Origin of the sequence: Xanthomonas sp. XNM01 (genome assembly GCF_014851915.1) — a bacterium.
Taxonomy (GTDB): domain Bacteria; phylum Pseudomonadota; class Gammaproteobacteria; order Xanthomonadales; family Xanthomonadaceae; genus Pseudoxanthomonas.
This window is the reverse complement of record NZ_JACVAP010000001.1, coordinates 726086-744006: the sequence shown is the minus strand read 5'-3', so window position 1 is coordinate 744006 and position 17921 is coordinate 726086. Positions and strand designations below refer to the sequence as shown.

Below are 17921 nucleotides of genomic sequence, written 5' to 3'. Positions count from 1 at the left end.
CCGCGTGTGCCCGCCACTACGTGCGCCATCCGGCATGCCCGGACATCACCGGGACGCTCCGCGCGCGCCATCTGCTGGCGTGCGCGACATCCCGCGCGCCGCGGCTCAGCCGGTGCGCAGCTGCGCGATCAGCGCGGCGGTGACCGGGTCGCTGGCCGGCGACTCGCCGCGCAGCGCCGGCAGCAGCTGGCTGGCGACCTGCTTGCCCAGCTCGACGCCGAACTGGTCGAAGGCGTTGATGCCCCAGACCACCGACTGCACGTAGACGCTGTGCTCGTACATCGCCAGCAGCGCACCCAGCGACTGCGGGGTCAGCGCGTCGAGCAGGATCGTCGTGCTCGGACGGCCCCCCGGATACGCACGGTGCGGATCGTCGCTGGCCTGGCCGTTGGCCAGCGCTTCGGTCTGCGCCAGCAGGTTGGCCATCAGCGCCTGGTGGTTGTCCGCGTACGGATCGTCGTTGCGCACGGTGCCGATGAAGTCGGCCGGCACGATGCCGGTGCCCTGATGCAGGGCCTGGAAGAAGCTGTGCTGCACGTCGGTGCCCGCTCCGCCCCACCACACCGGCACGGTATCGACGCCGACGTCGCTGCCGTCCAGGCGCACGCGCTTGCCCAGGCTCTCCATCACCAGCTGCTGCAGGTAGGCCGGCAGCAGCGCCAGGCGCTGGTCGTAGGTCATCACCGCATGCGAGGCCAGGCCCAGCGCGTTGCGGTTCCAGATCGCGGTCAGGCCATGGCGCACCGCCAGGTTCGCCTCCAGCGGCGCCTCCAGCGCGTGCCGGTCGAACTGCGCGGCACCGGCCAGCAGCTGTTCGAAGCGCTCGACACCGATCGCCAGCGCGATCGGAAAGCCGACCGCCGACCACAGCGAATAGCGGCCGCCGACCCAGTCCCACATCGGCAGCACGCGCTCGGCGGCGATGTCGAAGCTGGCCGCAGCGCGCTCGGGATTGGCGCTGACCGCATAGATGCGTTCGCTGCCACCCAGCCAGTCGCGCACGATCGTGCCGTTGAGCAGGGTTTCCTGGGTGCCGAAGGTCTTGGAGATGAAGATCGCCGCGGTGCGCTTCGGGTCCAGCGGCGCCAGCGTGCGCTGCGCGGCGGCGCCATCGACGTTGGAGATGAAGTGCACGCGGAAGCGGCCCGGCAGCGGCCCGCGCAGTGCGTCGGCGACCAGGCGCGGGCCCAGGTCGGAACCGCCGATGCCGACGCTGACGATGTCGGTGACGTCGCTGGCTTCCAGCGCGGCGACCAGTGCCGCCATGCGCTCACGCACCGGTGCGGCGGTGGCGTAGGCCTCGCGTGCGGCCGCGGTCTGCGACAGCTCGCCGCGCAGCGCGGTGTGCAGCGCGGCGCGGCCCTCGGTCACGTTGACCGTCTCGCCGCCGGCCAGCCGTGCGAACGCGCCGGCCAGATCGCGCTGCGCGCCCAGCGCCAGCAGCGCCTGCCAGGCCTGCGCGTCATAGCGCTGGCGGGCGAAGTTGGCGTACAGCGGGCCGACCCGCAACGCGTGCGCGTCGACGCGGCCCGGCTCGCTGGCGAGCAGATGGGGAATACCGGTTTCGCGCAACCGCGCGGCGTGGGACGTCAGCGTGTCGAAACCGGTCTGTGTCATCAGGCTGCCTGCTTGGGGATCGAGTGGTTGGTATGGGTGATGCGGTTGTCGCCGTCCACGTACACCAGGGTCGGCTGGAAGGCGTCGGCGGCGGCCTCGTCCATCGAGGCGAACGCGGCGATGATCACCAAGTCGCCGACCTGCACGTGGCGCGCGGCGCCGCCGTTGAGCGAGATGATGCCGCTGCCCTCGTCGGCGCGCAGTGCATAGGTGGTGAAGCGCGCACCGTTGGTGACGTCCCACACGTGCACCTGCTCGAACTCGCGGATGCCGGTGGCATCGAGCAGCAGCCCGTCGATCGCGACCGACCCTTCGTAGTTCAGTTCCGAATGGGTGACGGTGGCGCGGTGGATCTTGGTCTTGAGCAGGGTCAGGTGCATGGTGCGTTCAACTCTTGCAGCGGATGGTAGCAACGCGCGCGGGCGCGTGCGGGTTCGGGCTGCGGCGACTGGCCGCAGGGTGCGCCGGTCCATGGCGCGGCGCACCGGCGGTCCGCCGGCGTGGCGCCGTGACGGATCAGAACTCGATGTTGTCGATCAGCCGGGTCGTGCCCAGGCGTGCGGCGATCAGGGCCACGCGCGGACCGGCCTCGCCGTCCACCGGCTCGCTCAGGTCCGGCCGTCTCAGCGCGGCGTAATCGACGACGAAGCCGGCCGTGGCCAGCGCGTCGGCCGCGGCGGATTCGACCTGCGCACGCGGGGCGCCGTCCTGGTGGTCCTGGCGCATGGCGCGCAGCACGCGATGGATGGTGGCCGCGCGCGGCCGATCCTCGGCACCGAGGTACTGGTTGCGCGAGCTCATCGCCAGGCCGTCGGTCTCGCGGACGATGCCGCCGCCGAGGATCTCCACCGGGAAATGCAGATCGCGGACCATCTGCCGGATCACCGCCAGCTGCTGGTAGTCCTTCTTGCCGAACGCGGCGACATCCGGGACCACCTGGTTGAACAGGCGGCTGACCACGGTGCACACGCCGTCGAAGTGGCCCGGGCGGCACTCGCCCTCCAGCACGCTGCTGACGCCGGGCACGTGCACGTTGGCGGCCAGCTCGATGCCGAACGGGTACATCGATTCGACCGTCGGCAGCCACAGTACATCGCAGCCGGCGCCTTCCAGCCCGGTGGTGTCGGCGTCGGGCGTGCGCGGATAGCGGGTGAAGTCCTCGTTCGGCCCGAACTGGGTCGGGTTGACGAACACGCTGGAGACCACCCGGTCGGCGTACTGGCGGGCCAGCATCACCAGCGAGTAATGGCCGGCGTGCAGGTTGCCCATGGTCGGAACGAAGCCGACCCGCAGCCCGTCGCGCTTCCAGCCGCGCACGCGTTCGCGCAGGGCATCGAGTTCGGTGATGGTTTCGATCATGTGCGCTCGCTCCTGGCGATGGCTCAGGCGTAGGCGTGGTCGGCGTCGGGGAAGCTGCCGTCGCGCACGGCGTCGGCGTAGGCGCGCACGGCGCCCGCGACCGAGCCGCCTTCGGCCAGGAAATCCTTGACGAAGCGGGGACGGCGATGGCCGCTGTCCAGGCCCAGCAGGTCGTGCAGCACCAGCACCTGGCCGTCGCAGTGCGGGCCGGCACCGATGCCGATGGTCGGCACCGGCACCGCGGCGGTGATCCGCTGGGCCAGGCCACTCGGCATGCACTCGAGCACGATCAGGGTCGCCCCGGCCTCGGCCACGGCCTTCGCGTCGGCGATCAGCTTTTCGGCAGCCGCGTCCTCGCGGCCCTGCACGCGGTAACCGCCCAGGGCGAGCACCGACTGCGGGGTCAGGCCCAGGTGCGAACAGACCGGGATGTCGCGCCCGGTCAAGAAGCGGATCACCTCGAGCTTGGATCCGGCGCCTTCGATCTTGACCATCTGCGCGCCGGCCTGCAGCAGCGCGACCGAGGCTTCCAGCGCGCGCTCGGGCGTGGCATCGGCCTGGAACGGCAGGTCGCTGACCAGCAGCGCGGTCTGCAGCGGACGGGCCACGCAGGCGGTGTGGTAGGCCATGTCGGCCACGGTCACCGGCAGGGTCGAGCCATGGCCCTGCACCACCATGCCCAGCGAGTCGCCGACCAGGATCAGGTCGACGCCGTTGCGGTCCAGGGTGCGGGCGAAGCCGGCGTCGTACGCGGTGAGCATCACCAGCCGCCGGCCCTCGCGCTTGGCCTGCGCCAGCGCCGGCACGGTCAACGGTTTCTGTTCGGCATGCACGCTCATCAGCTGATTACCCGGGGCGATAAGCCGGCCATTATCTACCCTAACGGCACGATCGCGCCGGTTTCGATGCGCCCGAGTACGTCATGCACCGTTCCATGCCCCGGAACGACCGCATCGGCGGCGATCTCCGCCAGCGGCACCAGCGCGAAGGCGCGCTCGTGCAGGCGCGGATGCGGGACCTCGAGCCCCGGCAGGTCCAGCACCTGGTCGCCGTACAGCAGCAGGTCGAGGTCGAGGGTGCGCGGCCCCCAGCGGTCGCCGGGATCGCGCTGCCGGCCGAAGGCCAGTTCGATCTCCAGCAGGGCCTGCAGCAGGGCCGACGGCGCCAGCGTGGTTTCCACGCAGGCGGCGGCGTTGATGAAGTCGGGCTGGTCCTCGCGGCCCCAGGCCGGGGTGCGGTACAGCCGCGAGAGCGCCAGCAGCCGCGTCCGCGGCAGCGCGTCCAGCGCTGCGGCGGCGGCACGCACGCTGTCAGCCGCATCGCCCAGGTTCGCGCCCAGGCCGACGCAGGCGCGCACTGCGCCGCCCGTTGCGGGGCCGGTCATTCGCCGGCGGCGGCGCCAGGGGCGCGACGGCGGCGACGGCGACGCTTGCGGCCCGGATCCAGCGGATCGGCACCGGCCTCTGCGGCATCGCCCCCACCCTGCAGCGTGGCCGACAGTTCATCGCCGGACTGCTGCTGGGCCTCCTGCCAGAAAGCGACGTCGGCGCCATGGCCGTCGGTGGCGGTGTGCCGCAGCACCAGGAAATCGAACGCAGCGCGGAAGCGCGGATGGGCCAGCAGGCGGAACACGCGCTTGCGCTGGCGCGAGGCGAAGCGCCCCTGCAGCAGCCAGATCTCCTGCATCGGCAGCGAGAAGCGCTTGGGCAGCGCGATCGTCTGCACCTGGTGCATGGTCACCCGGTCGGCCGCGCGACGCTGCGCCTCCTCCGGCTGCATGCCCTGCGCCTGCAGCCCGGCCAGGGCCCGGCAATAGGCCGGCCACAGCAGCAGCGCGAACAGGAACGCCGGCGACACCGGCTCGTCGTTGGCCACGCGCGCATCGGTGCTGGCCAGCCCGGCGACCAGCATCCGCCGCAGCGCGCCGGTGCGGTTGCTGCGCAGCGCCGCGGCCGTTTCCGGCAGCAGCGCACCGAGCAGGCCGTGCCGCTCCAGGCCTTCGAAGCTGGCGACCGCATGCCCGGACAGGAACAGCTTGAGCATCTCCTCGAACAGCCGTGCCGGGGCGGCCTCGCCCAGCAGCGATGCCAGCGGGCCGATCGGCGCGGCGGTGGCCGGTTCGATGGTGAAGTCCAGCTTGGCCGCCAGGCGCACCGCGCGCAGCATGCGCACCGGGTCCTCGCGGTAGCGGGTCTCGGGATCGCCGATCAGGCGCATCACCCGCGCCTGCACGTCCTCGTAGCCGCCGGTGTAGTCGCGCACCGAGAAGTCCTCGATCGCGTAGTACAGCGCATTGGCGGTGAAGTCGCGGCGGACCGCGTCGTCCTCGATCGTGCCGTAGACGTTGTCGCGGACCAGGCGGCCATCCTCGAGCTCGCGGTCGCCGCTGCCGTCGTCGCTGTTGGCGCGGAAGGTGGCGACCTCGATGATCTCGCGGCCGAACACCACGTGCGCCAGCCGGAAGCGGCGGCCGATCAGGCGGCAGTTGCGGAACAGCTGCTTGACCTGCTCGGGCGTGGCGTCGGTGGCCACGTCGAAGTCCTTGGGGTGCTTGCCGAGCAGCAGGTCGCGGACCGCGCCTCCGACCAGGTAGGCACCGAAACCGGCCTCGCGCAGGCGGTAGAGCACGCGCAGGGCGTTCGGGCTGATGTCCTTGCGCGAGATGACATGGTCTTCTCGCGGGATGGCGCGAAGGACGGGCTGCGGGGAGCTGAGCGGATTGATAGGCGTACTTCCGTGAACGAATGCATCGGACCGATTGCGGTCCGGGAAAACCGCGACTATACTAGCGCGCTCACACCGGCACCACCATCAACGCTCCCTTCGTCTAGTGGTTAGGACGTGGCCCTCTCAAGGCTAAAACAGGGGTTCGAGTCCCCTAGGGAGCGCCATCCGGTGCGGTGAGAACAGAAAAACCCCGCGCAAGCGGGGTTTTTTGTTGCCTGCAATCATCGCTACGGGGGCTCCCCGCCCTCCTGTCAGGACCGGCACCGGGCCGGTCCCGCAGGAACCACCGGCCCGCCCCGGCGGGCGGCCCGGCGCATCACGCTCAGCCTTCCATCTGCTCCAGGGCCTTGCCCTTGGTCTCGTGCACGAACTTCAGCACGAAGAACACCGAGATGAAGGCCGCCACCATGTAGATGCTGTAGGCGCCGGCCAGGCCGATGCCGGCCAGCAGCACCGGGAAGCTCATGGTGATGGCGAAGTTGGACGTCCACTGCACCGCACCGGCCACCGCCAGGCCGGAGCCGCGGATCTGGTTCGGGAACATCTCGCCCAGCATCACCCACATCACCGGCCCCCAGGACATGTTGAAGAACACCACGTAGACGTTGGCCGCGACCAGCGCCAGGGTGCCCATGCCATCGGCCAGCTGCAGGTGGCCGTCGACCAGCGAGCCGCTGGCGAACGCCCAGGTCACCAGCGCCAGCGAGATCGCCATGCCGACCGAGCCGACCCACAGCAGCGGCTTGCGGCCGACCTTGTCGATCAGGACCACGGTGATCAGGCAGGCGCCGATGCTCAGGCCGCCCGACAGCACGTTGATCAGCAGCGCGTCGTTCTCGGAGAAGCCGACCGCCTGCCACAGCACCGCGCCGTAGTAGAACACCACGTTGATGCCGACCAGCTGCTGGAACGCGGCCAGGCCGACGCCGACCCAGACGATCGGACGGATCTTGCCGGTGGCCTTGTTGATCAGGTCGGACAGACGCGGACGGTGCTGGTCGGCCGACAGCGAGGCCTCGATCTCGCCCAGCGTGACCTGCGCCTGCGCCGGACCGTACAGCCGGCTCAGCACCGCCAGGGCCTCGTCCTTGCGACGCTTGACCACCAGGTAGCGAGGGCTTTCCGGGATCACCAGCAGCAGCACCAGGAACAGCACCGACGGGAAGGCCATCATCCAGAACATCCAGCGCCAGGCCGGCGCGCCCATCCACAGTTCCTCGGTCGAGGCGCCTGCGGTCCTGGCCAGCAGGTAGTTGCTGAGGAAGGCGGCGAACAGGCCGGAGATGATCGCGATCTGCTGCACCGTGGCCAGGCGGCCGCGGTAGCGGGCCGGCGCGACCTCGGCGATGTAGGCCGGCGACATCACGCTGGCCGCGCCCACCGCGAAACCACCGAGCACGCGCGCGGCGATGAAGACCAGCGAACTGGTCGCCGCACCCGAGCCGATCGCCGACAGCAGGAACATCACCGCCGAGATGATCAGCACGCTGCGCCGACCCCAGCGGTCGGCCAGGCGGCCGGCGAAGAACGCGCCGATCGCGCAGCCCAGCAGCATCGAGGCGACCTCGAAGCCCAGCGCGGCCTTGCTCGAATTGAACGCCTGCTGCAGGCCGTCGACGGTGCCGTTGATGACGCCACTGTCGAAGCCGAACAGGAAGCCGCCGATGGTGGCGACGCAGCTGATCAGGATGATGAAGCCGGTGTTCTCGGCGCCTTGCGCCGCACTGCCGCCGGCGATGGATGGACTGCTCATGTCGGGACCTTAGGTTGGTGTCGTGCTTCCCCAGTGCCGGCCCCGCAGGACCGGCACGCGCTTTCCTGCATTGTCCGGGACAATGTCCCGGACGAACAGCCTCAACGCAGCAGGTACTGGTTGAGCAGGTTCTCGTACTGCTCCTGGCGGCCCGAGGTCTGCTTCGGTTCGCCGGACTTGCTGGCGATCGCATGCAGGTCGGCCAGGCCCAGCTTGCCGTCGGCGAAGGCCTTGCCGTCGCCGGCGTCGAAGCTGGCGTAGCGCTCGGCGCGCCACCGCTCCCACGGCGACTTTTCCAGCAGCGCATGCGCCACTTCCAGGCCGCGCGCGAACGCGTCCATGCCGCCGATGTGGGCCAGGAACAGGTCCTGCGGGTCCGAGGACTCGCGACGCACCTTGGCGTCGAAGTTCAGGCCGCCCGGCTGCAGGCCGCCCTGACGCAGCACCACCAGCATCGCGCCCACCGTGTCGTACAGGTCCGACGGGAACTGGTCGGTGTCCCAGCCGTTCTGCGCGTTGCCGCGGTTGGCGTCGATGCTGCCCAGCATGCCCGCGTCCGAGGCCACCTGCAGGTCGTGCTCGAAGGTGTGGCCCGACAGCGTGGCGTGGTTGGCCTCGATGTTGAGCTTGAAGTCCTTGTCCAGGCCGTGCGACCGCAGGAAGCCCACGCAGGTGGCGCTGTCGAAGTCGTACTGGTGCTTCATCGGCTCCATCGGCTTGGGCTCGATCAGGAAGTTGCCGGTGAAGCCGATACTGCGGGCGTAGTCGCGCGCGGCGGTCAGGAAGCGCGCCATGTTGTCCTGCTCGCGCTTCATCTGGGTGTTGTGCAGGGTCGCGTAGCCTTCGCGGCCGCCCCAGAACACGTAGTTGCCGCCGCCCAGCTCCACCGTCGCGTCGATCGCCGCCTTGACCTGCACCGCGGCGCGCGCGACCACCGCGAAGTCCGGGTTGGTCGAGGCGCCGTTCATGTAGCGCGGGTGGCTGAACAGGTTGGCCGTGCCCCACAGCAGCTGCATGCCCGAAGCCTGCTGCTTCTGCTTGGCCAGCGCGACCATGTGCTTGAGGTTCTTCTCGTAGGTGCCGATGTCGTCGGCGTCCGGCGACAGGTCCACGTCGTGGAAGCACCAGTACGGCACGCCGAGCTTGGTGAAGAACTCGAAGGCCGCATCGAGCTTGGCCTCGGCCCGCTCCAGCGCGCTGCCGGTGCCGGCGTCCCAGCCATAGGCGCGGGTGCCCGGGCCGAACGGGTCGGCGCCGTTGCCGCAGAAGCTGTGCCAGTAGCACACCGCGAAGCGCAGGTGCTCGGCCATGGTCTTGCCGCCGATGATCTTCTTGGCGTCGTAATGCTTGAACGCCAGCGGGTTGTCCGACCCGAGGCCTTCGTACGCGATCCGGCCGATGCCGGGGTAATACTCTTTGGCGCCAATCAATACGTTGCTCATGCTGTCTGTCTCTCTGGTGACGTGAGGGGGAACGCGGGTGGACCGCGGTCAGGCGTACAGCGGCCGGACCGCGTCCAGATGGCTCAGGAAACGCGCGTACTGCGCGCGATAGGCGGACGAGGTCGCCGGATCCGGCTGCACGGTGGTGGCAGGATCCAGCCGCACGTGCTCGGCGGCCAGCGTGGCCAGTTCGACGGACGGATCGGCGGCACGCACGGTCGCCCACAACGCCTGCAGCGCCGCACCGAAGGCGGCACCCTCGGCCTGCTCAGGCACGCCGACCGGCAGTTCGAAGATGTCGGCGACCATCTGCCGCCACTGCGCGCTGTGGCTGCCGCCGCCGGTCAGGCGGATCGCATCGAAGCGCAGGCCGGCATCGACCAGCGCATCGAAACCGTACTTCAGGCTGTAGGTCGCGCCTTCCATCGCCGCGCGGTAGACGTGCGCCTCGCTCATGTTGCGCGGCTCGATGCCGGCCAGCACGCCCTTGCCCAGCGGCAGGTCCGGGGTGCGCTCGCCGTTGAGGAACGGCAGCATCAGCAGGCCGTCGGCACCGGGCGCGGTCGCGGCGATGCGCGCATCGCCATCGCGGGTGCTGAAGCCGAACATCTTCGCCACCGCCTCGGTGGCGACCGTGCAGTTCATCGTGCAGATCAGCGGCAGCCAGCCGCCGGTGGAATCGCAGAACGCCGCCCAGCGACCGGCAGCGTCCACCACCGGATGATCGGCATACGCGAACAGCGTGCCCGAGGTGCCCAGGCTCATGCTGAGTATGCCCGGCGCGACATTGCCGGTGCCGATGGCGGCCATCATGTTGTCGCCGCCGCCTGCCGAGACCTGCACACCGGCCGGCAGGCCGAGTTCGGCCGCACGCGCGGACGACAGCGGGAACAGCGCATCGGCGGCGACCAGCGGCGGCAGACAGCCGCCGAGGTCGCGTGCGTCATCGGTGGCCTGCAGCAGCGCCGGCGACCACGTGCGGGTGCGCAGGTCCAGCCAGCCCGTGCCCGAGGCGTCGCCGTGTTCCATCCACAGCTGGCCGGTCAGCCAGTAGTTGATGTAGTCGTGCGGCAGCGCGATCGTCGCCAGCTTCGCGTAGACCTCGGGCCGGTGCTCGCGGGTCCACGGCAGCTTGGAGGCGGTGTAGCCGGCCAGGATCGGATTGCCGGCCGCGGCGATCGTCGCCTCCGCGCCGCCGAGCGCCTGCATGATCTGCCCGCACTGCGCGCTGGAGCTGGTGTCGCACCACAGCTTGGCCGGCGCCAGCACGTTGCCGTCGGCATCCAGCGGCACGAAACCGTGCTGCTGCCCGGACACGCCGATCGCGCCCACCCGCGCCTTCAGCGTCGGCTCCAGCCGCGCGAAGCAGCTGGCGATCGCGTCGGTCCACCAGGATGCGTGTTGTTCGCGGCTGCCGTCGTCGCCGCTGATCAGTTCCAGCGGCTGGCCGATGGTGGCCAGCACCTGGCGCGCCTGCGGGTCGTAGGCGACCAGCTTGACGCTCTGCGTGCCGACGTCGAGTCCGATCACCAGGCTCATGCGCGCACCAGCCTGCCGCCGCGCCATGCCAGTGCCGCCATCTGCCCTGCTTCCAGTTCCAGCTCCACCTGTTGCTCCCGATAGTCGATCCGATAGTGTCCGCCGCGCACGCTGCGCAGCGTGGCCCGCACCAGCAGGCCGTCCTTCCAGTGCATGTCCTCCAGCGTGGCCGCGCCGCGCACGCGCAGGCCGGCCACCCGGCCCTGCGGCCAGGCCGCCGGCAGGGCCGGCAGCAGGAAGATCGTGCCGCCCCAGCTCTGCAGCAGCATCTCGGTGATGCCGGCGGTGCCGCCGAAATTGCCATCGATCTGGAACGGCGGATGCGCGTCGAACAGGTTGGGATAGCTGCGCGACGGGCTCAGCAGCTTCTCCAGCACGCTGTACGCCCGCGCCGGGGCGCGCATCCGCGCCCACAGGTTCAGCCGCCAGCCGATGCCCCAGCCGGTGGCCTCGTCGCCGCGGATCTCCAGCGAGCGTCGTGCGGCGGCGGCCAGCCCGGGCGTATCGCGTACGTTGATCTGGCTGGACGGGTGCAGCGCATACAGGTGCGACACGTGCCGGTGGTGGATCTCCGGTGCCTGCATGTCCCAGTCCTGCTGCCATTCCTGCAGTTGCCCGGCCGCGCCGATGCGATGCGGCGGCAGGCGGTCGCGCAGGCCACGCAGGCGTGCCGCAAATTCAGCATCGACATCCAGCAGCGCGGCGGCCTCGATGCACTGGCCGAACAGGTCGCGCAGCAGCTGCGCATCCATCGACGGCCCGGCACAGACGGCGGCACCGTGCGGATGTTCGTTCTCCGGCGAGATCGACGGCACGGTGACCAGCGCGCCAGTGCCCGGATCCTCGACCAGGGTCGCGACGAAGAACTCGGCCGCGCCCTTGAACAGCGGATACACGCGGCGCAGGTCGGCCAGGTCGCGGCCGTAGTCCCAGCGGTCCCAGAGCTGCTGCAGCAGCCAGACGCCGCCGAGCGGCCACAGCGCCCACTTCGCGCCATCCGGCGGCGAACTCTGCCGCCACAGGTCGGTGTTGTTGTGGGTGACCCAGCCCGGCGCGCCGTACATGGTCTTCGCCGTGTGCGCGCCGGTCTCGGCCAGTTCGAACAGCATCCGCTCCAGCGGCTCGACGCACTCCGGCAGCGCGTTGGCCTCGCTGGGCCAGTAGTTCATCTCGGTGTTGATGTTGATCGTGTACTTGCTCTCCCACGGGGGATCCATCAGATCGTTCCAGATCCCCTGCAGGTTGGCCGGCTGGGTGCCGGGACGGGAGCTGGCGATCAGCAGATAGCGTCCGTACTGGTGGTAGAGCGCGGCCAGCGCCGGATCCCGGCCCTCGCCGAAGCGGGCCACGCGTTCGTCGGTCGGGCGCGCGGCGGCCGGGGTGCTGCCCAGGTCGAGCGTCACCCGGCGATGCAGCGAACGGTGTTCGGCCTGGTGCGCGTCCAGCAGCGCCTGCCAGGCCTTGCCGGCCGCGGCATCGAGCTGGCGCCGGGTGATCGCCTCCGGATCGCCGGAGACGTCGTCGTGGCGGATGAAGCTGGTCGCCGCGACCAGCAGCAGCACGACCTCGTCGGCACCATCCACATCGATGCGGTCGCCCGACAGCGAAACCCGGCCGCCGACGGGCAGCACCCGCAGGCGCGCGGCGAAGCGCAGCGCGCCGTCGGTGCCATGGCGGGCGGCGTTGCGCCCGCGCAGCAGCAGTTCGGCGCCCTGCCCGGTCATGCGGGCGTCGACCTCGACGCGCTGTTCGCTGTCCAGCCCGACGCGCAGGCCGAGGAAGCCGGCCTGCCCGGTGCGCAGGCGCACGGCCAGGCACTGGTCGACCGCCGAAACGAAGGCGTCACGTTCGTGCGGCACGCCGCGGCTGCGGAAGCGGCTGGTGGCCAGCGCGCCGTCCAGGTCGAGTTCGCGCCGGTAGTCGTCCAGCTCGGCCACGTTGCGCACGTCCAGCACCAGATCGGCCAGCGGCTGGTAGGGCATCTGCTTGATCGGCCGCGCCATCATCCTGCGGTCGGCCAGCGCCTCGGCCTCGGCGTAACGCCCGGCGAAGATCAGCCGGCGGACCTCGGGCAGCGCGGCCAGCGCGTCTGGCGAGTCGGCCCGGTAGGGGCCGCCCGCATACAGGGTGTCCTCGTTGAGCTGCAGGCGCTCGTGCTTGCCGCCGCCCCAGACCATCGCGCCAAGCCGGCCATTGCCCAGCGGCAGCGCCTCGACCCAGTGCGTGGCCGGGCGCGGATACCACAGCCGCGACGCCATCTCCGGCGCGGACGGCGCCGGACCGGCAGGGGGCGCGGTACCGGCGGGGTCCGTACGGCCCGCCGCCGGCTGCACCGGTACGGCCGCCATCCCGAGCCCGGCGGCACCGGCGCCGCCAGCCACCGCCAGGCTGGCGGCGGCCTTGAGCGCATCGCGGCGGCGTGGATCGAAACCGGCGCTCACCGCCGTCCCGGCCCGGCCCAGCGACCGCTGTGCGCCATCCTCGCCATCCCGCCTGCAACCCCACGACTGTCTACCGATAGACAGTCATGGTGCAGGCCGAAGTCCGGCGCTGTCATTGTGCACTGCGGGATCGGCGCACGGTCAGCGCGCGGCCGCTGTACTGGACGGTCTGGTCGAAGGCGGGTTCCAGCGCACCGGCGTCGTCGCGCGGGCCGTCGACCCAGCGCACGCGGAAGCTGCGGGTGGACTGCATGCCCGGCCAGCTGCCCTCGCGGGCGCCGATGGTCAGCTCGCCCTTCGCCTCGTTCCACTGCAGCGGAATCCGGCTGGACTGGCCACGCTCGTAGCCGTAGCTGCGGCCGTCGTCCTCGTACAGGGCGAAGCTGCCGTCGGCGCCGGTGTAGACCTCGAGGGTGACCGGCGCATCGCGCTGCTCGTCCACGTACTGCTGGACCACGGTACGCGGCACGATCGCGCCGGCGCGGACGAACACGGGCGTGCGCGACAACGGCGCCTGGGCGGTGATGGTCTGCCCGCCCTCGAAGCGGCGGCCGCTGTCGAAGTCGATCCACGAGGTGCCGGCCGGCAGGTAGACCTGGCGGCTGGTGGCCTTGAACTCGGTGATCGGGTTGACCAGGAAGGCCGGGCCGAACAGGTACTGGTCGGCGATGTCGCGCACCTTCTCGTCGGCCGGGAAGTCCATCGCCAGCGCGCGCAGGATGGTGCCGTCGCGGTGCCAGGTGTCGCCGGCCAGCGTGTAGATGTAGGGCAGCAGCGCGTAGCGCAGCTTCAGGTAGTGGACGAAGCTGTCGTAGTGCGGCGTGCCTTCCGGCGCGATTTCCCAGATCTCGCGGTACGGAAACTGGCCGTGCAGGCGGAACACCGGCACGAACGCACCGTACTGGAACCAGCGCAGGCTCAGCTCGCGCCATTCGGCCAGGTGCGCCGGATCCTTCTCCTCGTAGCGCCGCTCCGGCGAGAAGCCGCCGATGTCGAAGCTGACGTTCGGCGCGCCGGCCATCGAGGCGTTGACCAAGCCGGAGATCTGCTCGCGCAGGTCGTCCCAGCGCGGCACGATGTCGCCGCTCCAGAACGCGGCGCCGGCCCGCTGCTGGCCCGCGAAGTAGGCGCGCGACAGGATGAACACGCGCTTGTCCGGATCGACCTCGCGCGAGCCGCGGTAGACGCCTTCCGAATGCACCAGAGGATAGGAGTTGAAGAACTCCACCGACGGGCCCAGCGCGGTCGGCGTGGTCCGCGCCTTGCGCTCACCGATGTCGATGTTGCTGTGCAGGTCCGGCTCGGACGCGTCCAGCCACCAGGCGTCGAAGCCCTTGCTGTTGAGCTTCTCGTTGACCTGGCGCCAGAAGATGTCCTGGGCCTGCTTCGCGTACGGGTCGTAGAAGGAGTTCAGGTAGCCCTTGCCGATCCAGTCCAGCTCGCCGACCTCGACGTTGCGGCGGTACATGTAGCCGGCCGCGTCCAGCTCCTTGTAGTTGGCGGTGGTCGGATAGAACTTCGGCCAGACCGAAATCATGATCTGCGCGTGCTGGTCGTGGACGTGCTTCACCATGCCGTCCGGATCGGGGAAGTTGACCGGGTCGAAGTCGTGCGAGCCCCAGGCGTCCTCGGGCCAGTACGACCAGTCGAGCACGATCGCATCGATCGGCAGCTTGCGGCGACGGTACTCGTCCAGCGCGCCGGTCAGCTCGGCCTGGGTCTTGTAGCGCTCGCGGCTCTGCCAGAAGCCGTACGACCACTTCGGCAGCAGCACCGCCTTGCCGGTGAGCGTGCGGTAGCCGGCCAGCACCGCGTCGGCATCGTCGCCGGCGACCACGTAGTAGTCGATGGTCTGCGCGGCCTCGGACCAGATCGACAGGTCGCGGGCCTCGTCGGCGGGCAGCGGATCGCGGTGCAGCAGGGCGATGTAGGCCGGCTCGATCCGGTCCCACTCCAGCTTCACCGTGTGCCGCTGGCCGGCCTTCATCTCCAGCGCGAACTCGTGGTGCCACGGGTTCCAGTTCTGGCGCCAGCGGTCCAGCACCAGCTTGCCGTCGATGTAGAGCCTGGCGTACTCGCTGTTGTACAGCGAGAAGGTATGGCGGCCATCGCTGCGCGCGGCGATCTGACCTTCCCACACCACCTCGCTGCGGCCGCGCTCGGCCAGGTTCTTGCCGGCCTCGGGAAACTTCTTCAGGCCGCTGATGAACTGGTAGTCGACCTGGCTCTCGCGGCGCTCGACCGTCTGCCTGCCGTTCACCGTGTAGCGCGCGGTCAGCGCGCCGGGGCGGCCGTCGGCGTCGTACAGGTCCAGCGAGGCATCGAGCTGCTGCAGGCCGCGCGGATCGCCGTAGCGGGTGATCGCGTTGTTGTCCCAGAGGATGCCGTAGTTGCGGCTGGACAGCAGGAACGGAATCGCATTGTCGATGTTGTGCTGGAGCAGTTCGACATCGCGGCCCTTCAGGTTCATCCAGCCCTGCTGGTGCAGGCCGGTGCCGTAGAAGGCCTCATCGTCGGGCGAGGCGAAGCGCTGGCGGATGCCGTAGTAGTCCTTCCCCTCGAAGGTCACCGGCGCAAAGCTGCGCGCGTGCTCCTCGAGCAGCGGCTTGCCGGCGGCATCGAAGAAGCTGACCCGGCCACTGCGTGCATCGACGGTCGCCGAGATGCCCTGGGTGGAGACCGTGACCTGGCCGCTGCCCTGTTCGACCTTCACCGCCGGCGGCGTGCCGGCCGCGGCACGCATCAGGCTGGGCGTGCGTGCGAAATCGCCGTCCGGATCGGCGCTGACGCGCAGGATGCCCGGTGCGACCGCCTCGACGCGGACGTCGGCGGCCTGCGCGTCGGACGGACGCACGACCACGCCGTGCGCGGTCTTCTCCACTGCCGGCGCTGCCGCCTGCGCACCGGCCGCGGCCAGTACCAGCAGCGGCACCGTCACTCTCTTCAGATACCCCATTGCCCTCTCCCTTCTTGCGGACACCGATGGCGGCGCCCCGGTCTGTGGGGCCGGCAGCGCCGGCCCGTGGATCGTTCGTCAGTACGTGGCCAGCGTCACCCGCAGCAGCTGGATGGCGTCGGAGAAATTGAGTCCGTAGTCGGTCTGGTCGCCGTTCCAGTTGCGCTGGAACTCCCACTGCCCATCGACGTAACGGCCTTCCTCGACCCGGTCGTAGATCATCCGGCCGACACCCTCATGAGCCGGGTGCAGGGTCACCCGCGCGTGGTGCGCGGTGACCAGGAACTCATCGGGGCCCAGCTCGGCGATCAGCGCGCCGCCGATCGGCTCGGCATTGCCCGGCGGTTGGCCCTGGAACCAGAACTGCGGCACGCCATAGGTGATGGTGGCGTTCCAGCGGTCGTTGATCTTCAACAGCTGGGTGCCCTGCCCGGGCTGTTCGGCGGTGCCGTGCAGTTTCCCCTCGGAGGCCGCCTTCGCGAACTCGCGCATGCCCTGGTTGACCAGCGCGAAACCCAGCGCGAACGGCGCGATGGTCTCCGCCGTGGTCCGCTTCACCCCCAGCGGATAGTTGCCGTAGGGCGTGTAGTCCATGCCGAACGGCACCCAGCCGATGCCGTCGTGGCCGAGCGCCGCGAACAGGTAGCGCGCGTACTCGGGCGCGTTGCCGGTCTCGGCCACGAACAGCGCGTTGTCCGGCCGCGCGTAGCGCTCCAGCACCGTGGTGTAGGTGCGGTACTCGGGCATGTAGATGTCCGGCGCGAGGAGGTCGATGTGCGGCGCGGCGGCCTTGTACACATCGAGCATGTTGTCGGTCGGCCCGCCGCTGGCGTACTGGCCCGGCTGGCCCGGATTGAACGGCCCGCGCAGCGCGGCGTTGACGTACATCGGCAGCGGATACTCGGCCTTGCCGGCCGCCGCGACCTGGTCGATGTAGTGCGCGATGTGCCAGGCGTGGAAGGTCTCGTCGGCGTCGGCGCCGAACACCTGCGCCCAGCTGCCGGGCTGTCGGCCCAGATGCTTCAGCAGGGCCTCGGGCACCTGCCCGTCGAACACCTGCTGGGCGAGCGGCGAGAAATCGCGCACGCTGCCATAGGTGCCCGGCTCGTTCTGCGGCTGCACCAGGATCACCGTGCGCTGCGGATCGGCCTGCTTCAGGTGACGCATCAGCGCGGCGAAGGCGGTGCGGTCGGCGTCCAGGGTGGCCGGCGCATGCGGCGACAGCGAGTTCAGCAGCTGCCCGTCGCGGGTGACCACGCGTGGGAAGCGTGTGTTGTCCAGCTTGACCCAGCGCGGCGCGTAGTTCGGCCCGTTGTTCTTCCAGGTCGCGAACCACAGCAGCACGATGCGCTTGTCGTGGTCGCGCGCCTGCTGCAGCAGGGTGTCGACGAAGGAGAAGTCGAACCTGCCCTCCTCCGGCTCCACCTGCTCCCAGGCCACCGACACCGACACGGTATTGGCGCCCAGCGCCTCGATCGCCGGCCAGACCTGCTTCAGCGGCTCCGGGTAATTGCTGGAGTTGTGGACCTGGCCGCCGAGGATCAGGAACGGGGCCCCATCGACCAGCAGCGCATGCCGACCGTCGCGGCTGACGAACTGCGGGATCGGGCGCTCTTCACCGGGTTGGCTGTCCAGCGTCGAGGCCGGCTTTGGCGCCGAGGCTGTCGGGTCCGCCCCGTTCGCGGCGGGCGTCGATGCAGGCTCCGTGGCAGGCCCGCATGCGGCCAGCGCCATCAATCCCGCCAGCACCGCCAGCCGTGCGATTCGCGTCACGTCCATTCCCTCATGCCCTCCCTCGTCCGGCAGTCACATCCCGCCTGCCGTTGCCGTTGCCGTTGCCGTTGCCGTTGCTGTTGCTGTTGCTGTTGCTGTTGCTGTTGCTGTCGATGCTCCGCTGTTGACCTGCCCGGCCGTAAAGCGAGCCGAGCATCGCAGTCTGATGCGGCCGGAGAGGCGCCCTTGTCTGAGTGAAGCGAGTTTGGGCGCCGTGCCGCAGCAGGCGAGAAGCGCAGGGAACCGGTCGGCGCAGCCGGCCGGCTCGCGTCCGGCTGTGCTTTCTTTTGGTTACTTTTCTTTGCACAAGCAAA

13 protein-coding genes and 1 tRNA gene are annotated in these 17921 nt (G+C 70.1%); 1 reads left to right on the top strand and 13 read right to left on the bottom strand.

The annotated features are described in order from the left end of the window. Positions 1 to 105: 105 nt before the first annotated feature. The 6 genes from pgi to pcnB form a co-directional block, all read right to left on the bottom strand. Positions 106 to 1617: a glucose-6-phosphate isomerase gene (gene pgi / locus IB242_RS03250; RefSeq protein WP_192275830.1), complete on the bottom strand. Its 1512-nt coding sequence runs from the start codon at positions 1615 to 1617 to the stop codon at positions 106 to 108. Next, positions 1617 to 1997 carry an aspartate 1-decarboxylase gene (gene panD, locus IB242_RS03245; RefSeq protein ID WP_192275828.1) on the bottom strand — a complete coding sequence of 127 codons (381 nt, stop codon included), beginning with the start codon at positions 1995 to 1997 and terminating at the stop codon, positions 1617 to 1619. Before panD ends, pgi begins: the two co-directional genes overlap by 1 nt. A gap of 136 nt (positions 1998 to 2133) precedes the next feature. Then, positions 2134 to 2976 (bottom strand): pantoate--beta-alanine ligase, encoded by an 843-nt coding sequence (gene panC / locus IB242_RS03240; protein WP_192275826.1) that lies wholly within the window; start codon positions 2974 to 2976, stop codon positions 2134 to 2136. Positions 2977 to 2999: 23 nt separating this feature from the next. After that, positions 3000 to 3815: a 3-methyl-2-oxobutanoate hydroxymethyltransferase gene (gene panB, locus IB242_RS03235; RefSeq protein ID WP_192275824.1), complete on the bottom strand. Its 816-nt coding sequence runs from the start codon at positions 3813 to 3815 to the stop codon at positions 3000 to 3002. Positions 3816 to 3850: 35 nt separating this feature from the next. Next, a complete protein-coding gene (gene folK / locus IB242_RS03230) occupies positions 3851 to 4360 on the bottom strand; it encodes a 2-amino-4-hydroxy-6-hydroxymethyldihydropteridine diphosphokinase (RefSeq protein ID WP_192275822.1) in 510 nt (169 codons plus the stop codon). Continuing rightward, positions 4357 to 5700: a polynucleotide adenylyltransferase PcnB gene (gene pcnB, locus IB242_RS03225; protein WP_192277669.1), complete on the bottom strand. Its 1344-nt coding sequence runs from the start codon at positions 5698 to 5700 to the stop codon at positions 4357 to 4359. The genes folK and pcnB overlap by 4 nt, the downstream gene beginning before the upstream one ends. A 92-nt stretch (positions 5701 to 5792) precedes the next feature. Between pcnB and IB242_RS03220 the strand changes: the two genes are divergently transcribed. After that, positions 5793 to 5867 (top strand) — tRNA-Glu (locus tag IB242_RS03220). Positions 5868 to 6025: 158 nt separating this feature from the next. Here IB242_RS03220 and IB242_RS03215 read toward each other — a convergent pair. The 7 genes from IB242_RS03215 to IB242_RS03185 all read right to left on the bottom strand — a co-directional run bounded on the left by IB242_RS03215 (position 6026) and on the right by IB242_RS03185 (position 17764). Then, complete coding sequence (locus IB242_RS03215) at positions 6026 to 7456, bottom strand: sugar porter family MFS transporter (protein ID WP_192275820.1); 1431 nt, start codon at positions 7454 to 7456, stop codon at positions 6026 to 6028. 101 nt (positions 7457 to 7557) lie between these two features. After that, on the bottom strand, positions 7558 to 8898 hold the full coding sequence (gene xylA, locus IB242_RS03210; protein ID WP_192275818.1) for a xylose isomerase: 1341 nt from the start codon (positions 8896 to 8898) through the stop codon (positions 7558 to 7560). Between the two features lie 48 nt (positions 8899 to 8946). Then, positions 8947 to 10437 carry a xylulokinase gene (gene xylB, locus IB242_RS03205; RefSeq protein WP_192275817.1) on the bottom strand — a complete coding sequence of 497 codons (1491 nt, stop codon included), beginning with the start codon at positions 10435 to 10437 and terminating at the stop codon, positions 8947 to 8949. After that, positions 10434 to 12785, bottom strand: a complete 2352-nt coding sequence (locus IB242_RS03200; RefSeq protein ID WP_192277667.1) for a glycoside hydrolase family 95 protein — start codon at positions 12783 to 12785, stop codon at positions 10434 to 10436. Before IB242_RS03200 ends, xylB begins: the two co-directional genes overlap by 4 nt. A 205-nt stretch (positions 12786 to 12990) precedes the next feature. Further along, positions 12991 to 15834, bottom strand: coding sequence for a TIM-barrel domain-containing protein (locus IB242_RS03195; RefSeq protein WP_192275816.1), 2844 nt, complete (start codon positions 15832 to 15834; stop codon positions 12991 to 12993). A 78-nt stretch (positions 15835 to 15912) separates the two neighbouring features. Next, positions 15913 to 17568 (bottom strand): DUF5597 domain-containing protein, encoded by a 1656-nt coding sequence (locus IB242_RS03190; protein ID WP_343237099.1) that lies wholly within the window; start codon positions 17566 to 17568, stop codon positions 15913 to 15915. Positions 17569 to 17617: 49 nt separating this feature from the next. Further along, complete coding sequence (locus tag IB242_RS03185; protein WP_192275814.1) at positions 17618 to 17764, bottom strand: hypothetical protein; 147 nt, start codon at positions 17762 to 17764, stop codon at positions 17618 to 17620. Positions 17765 to 17921 lie beyond the last annotated feature (157 nt).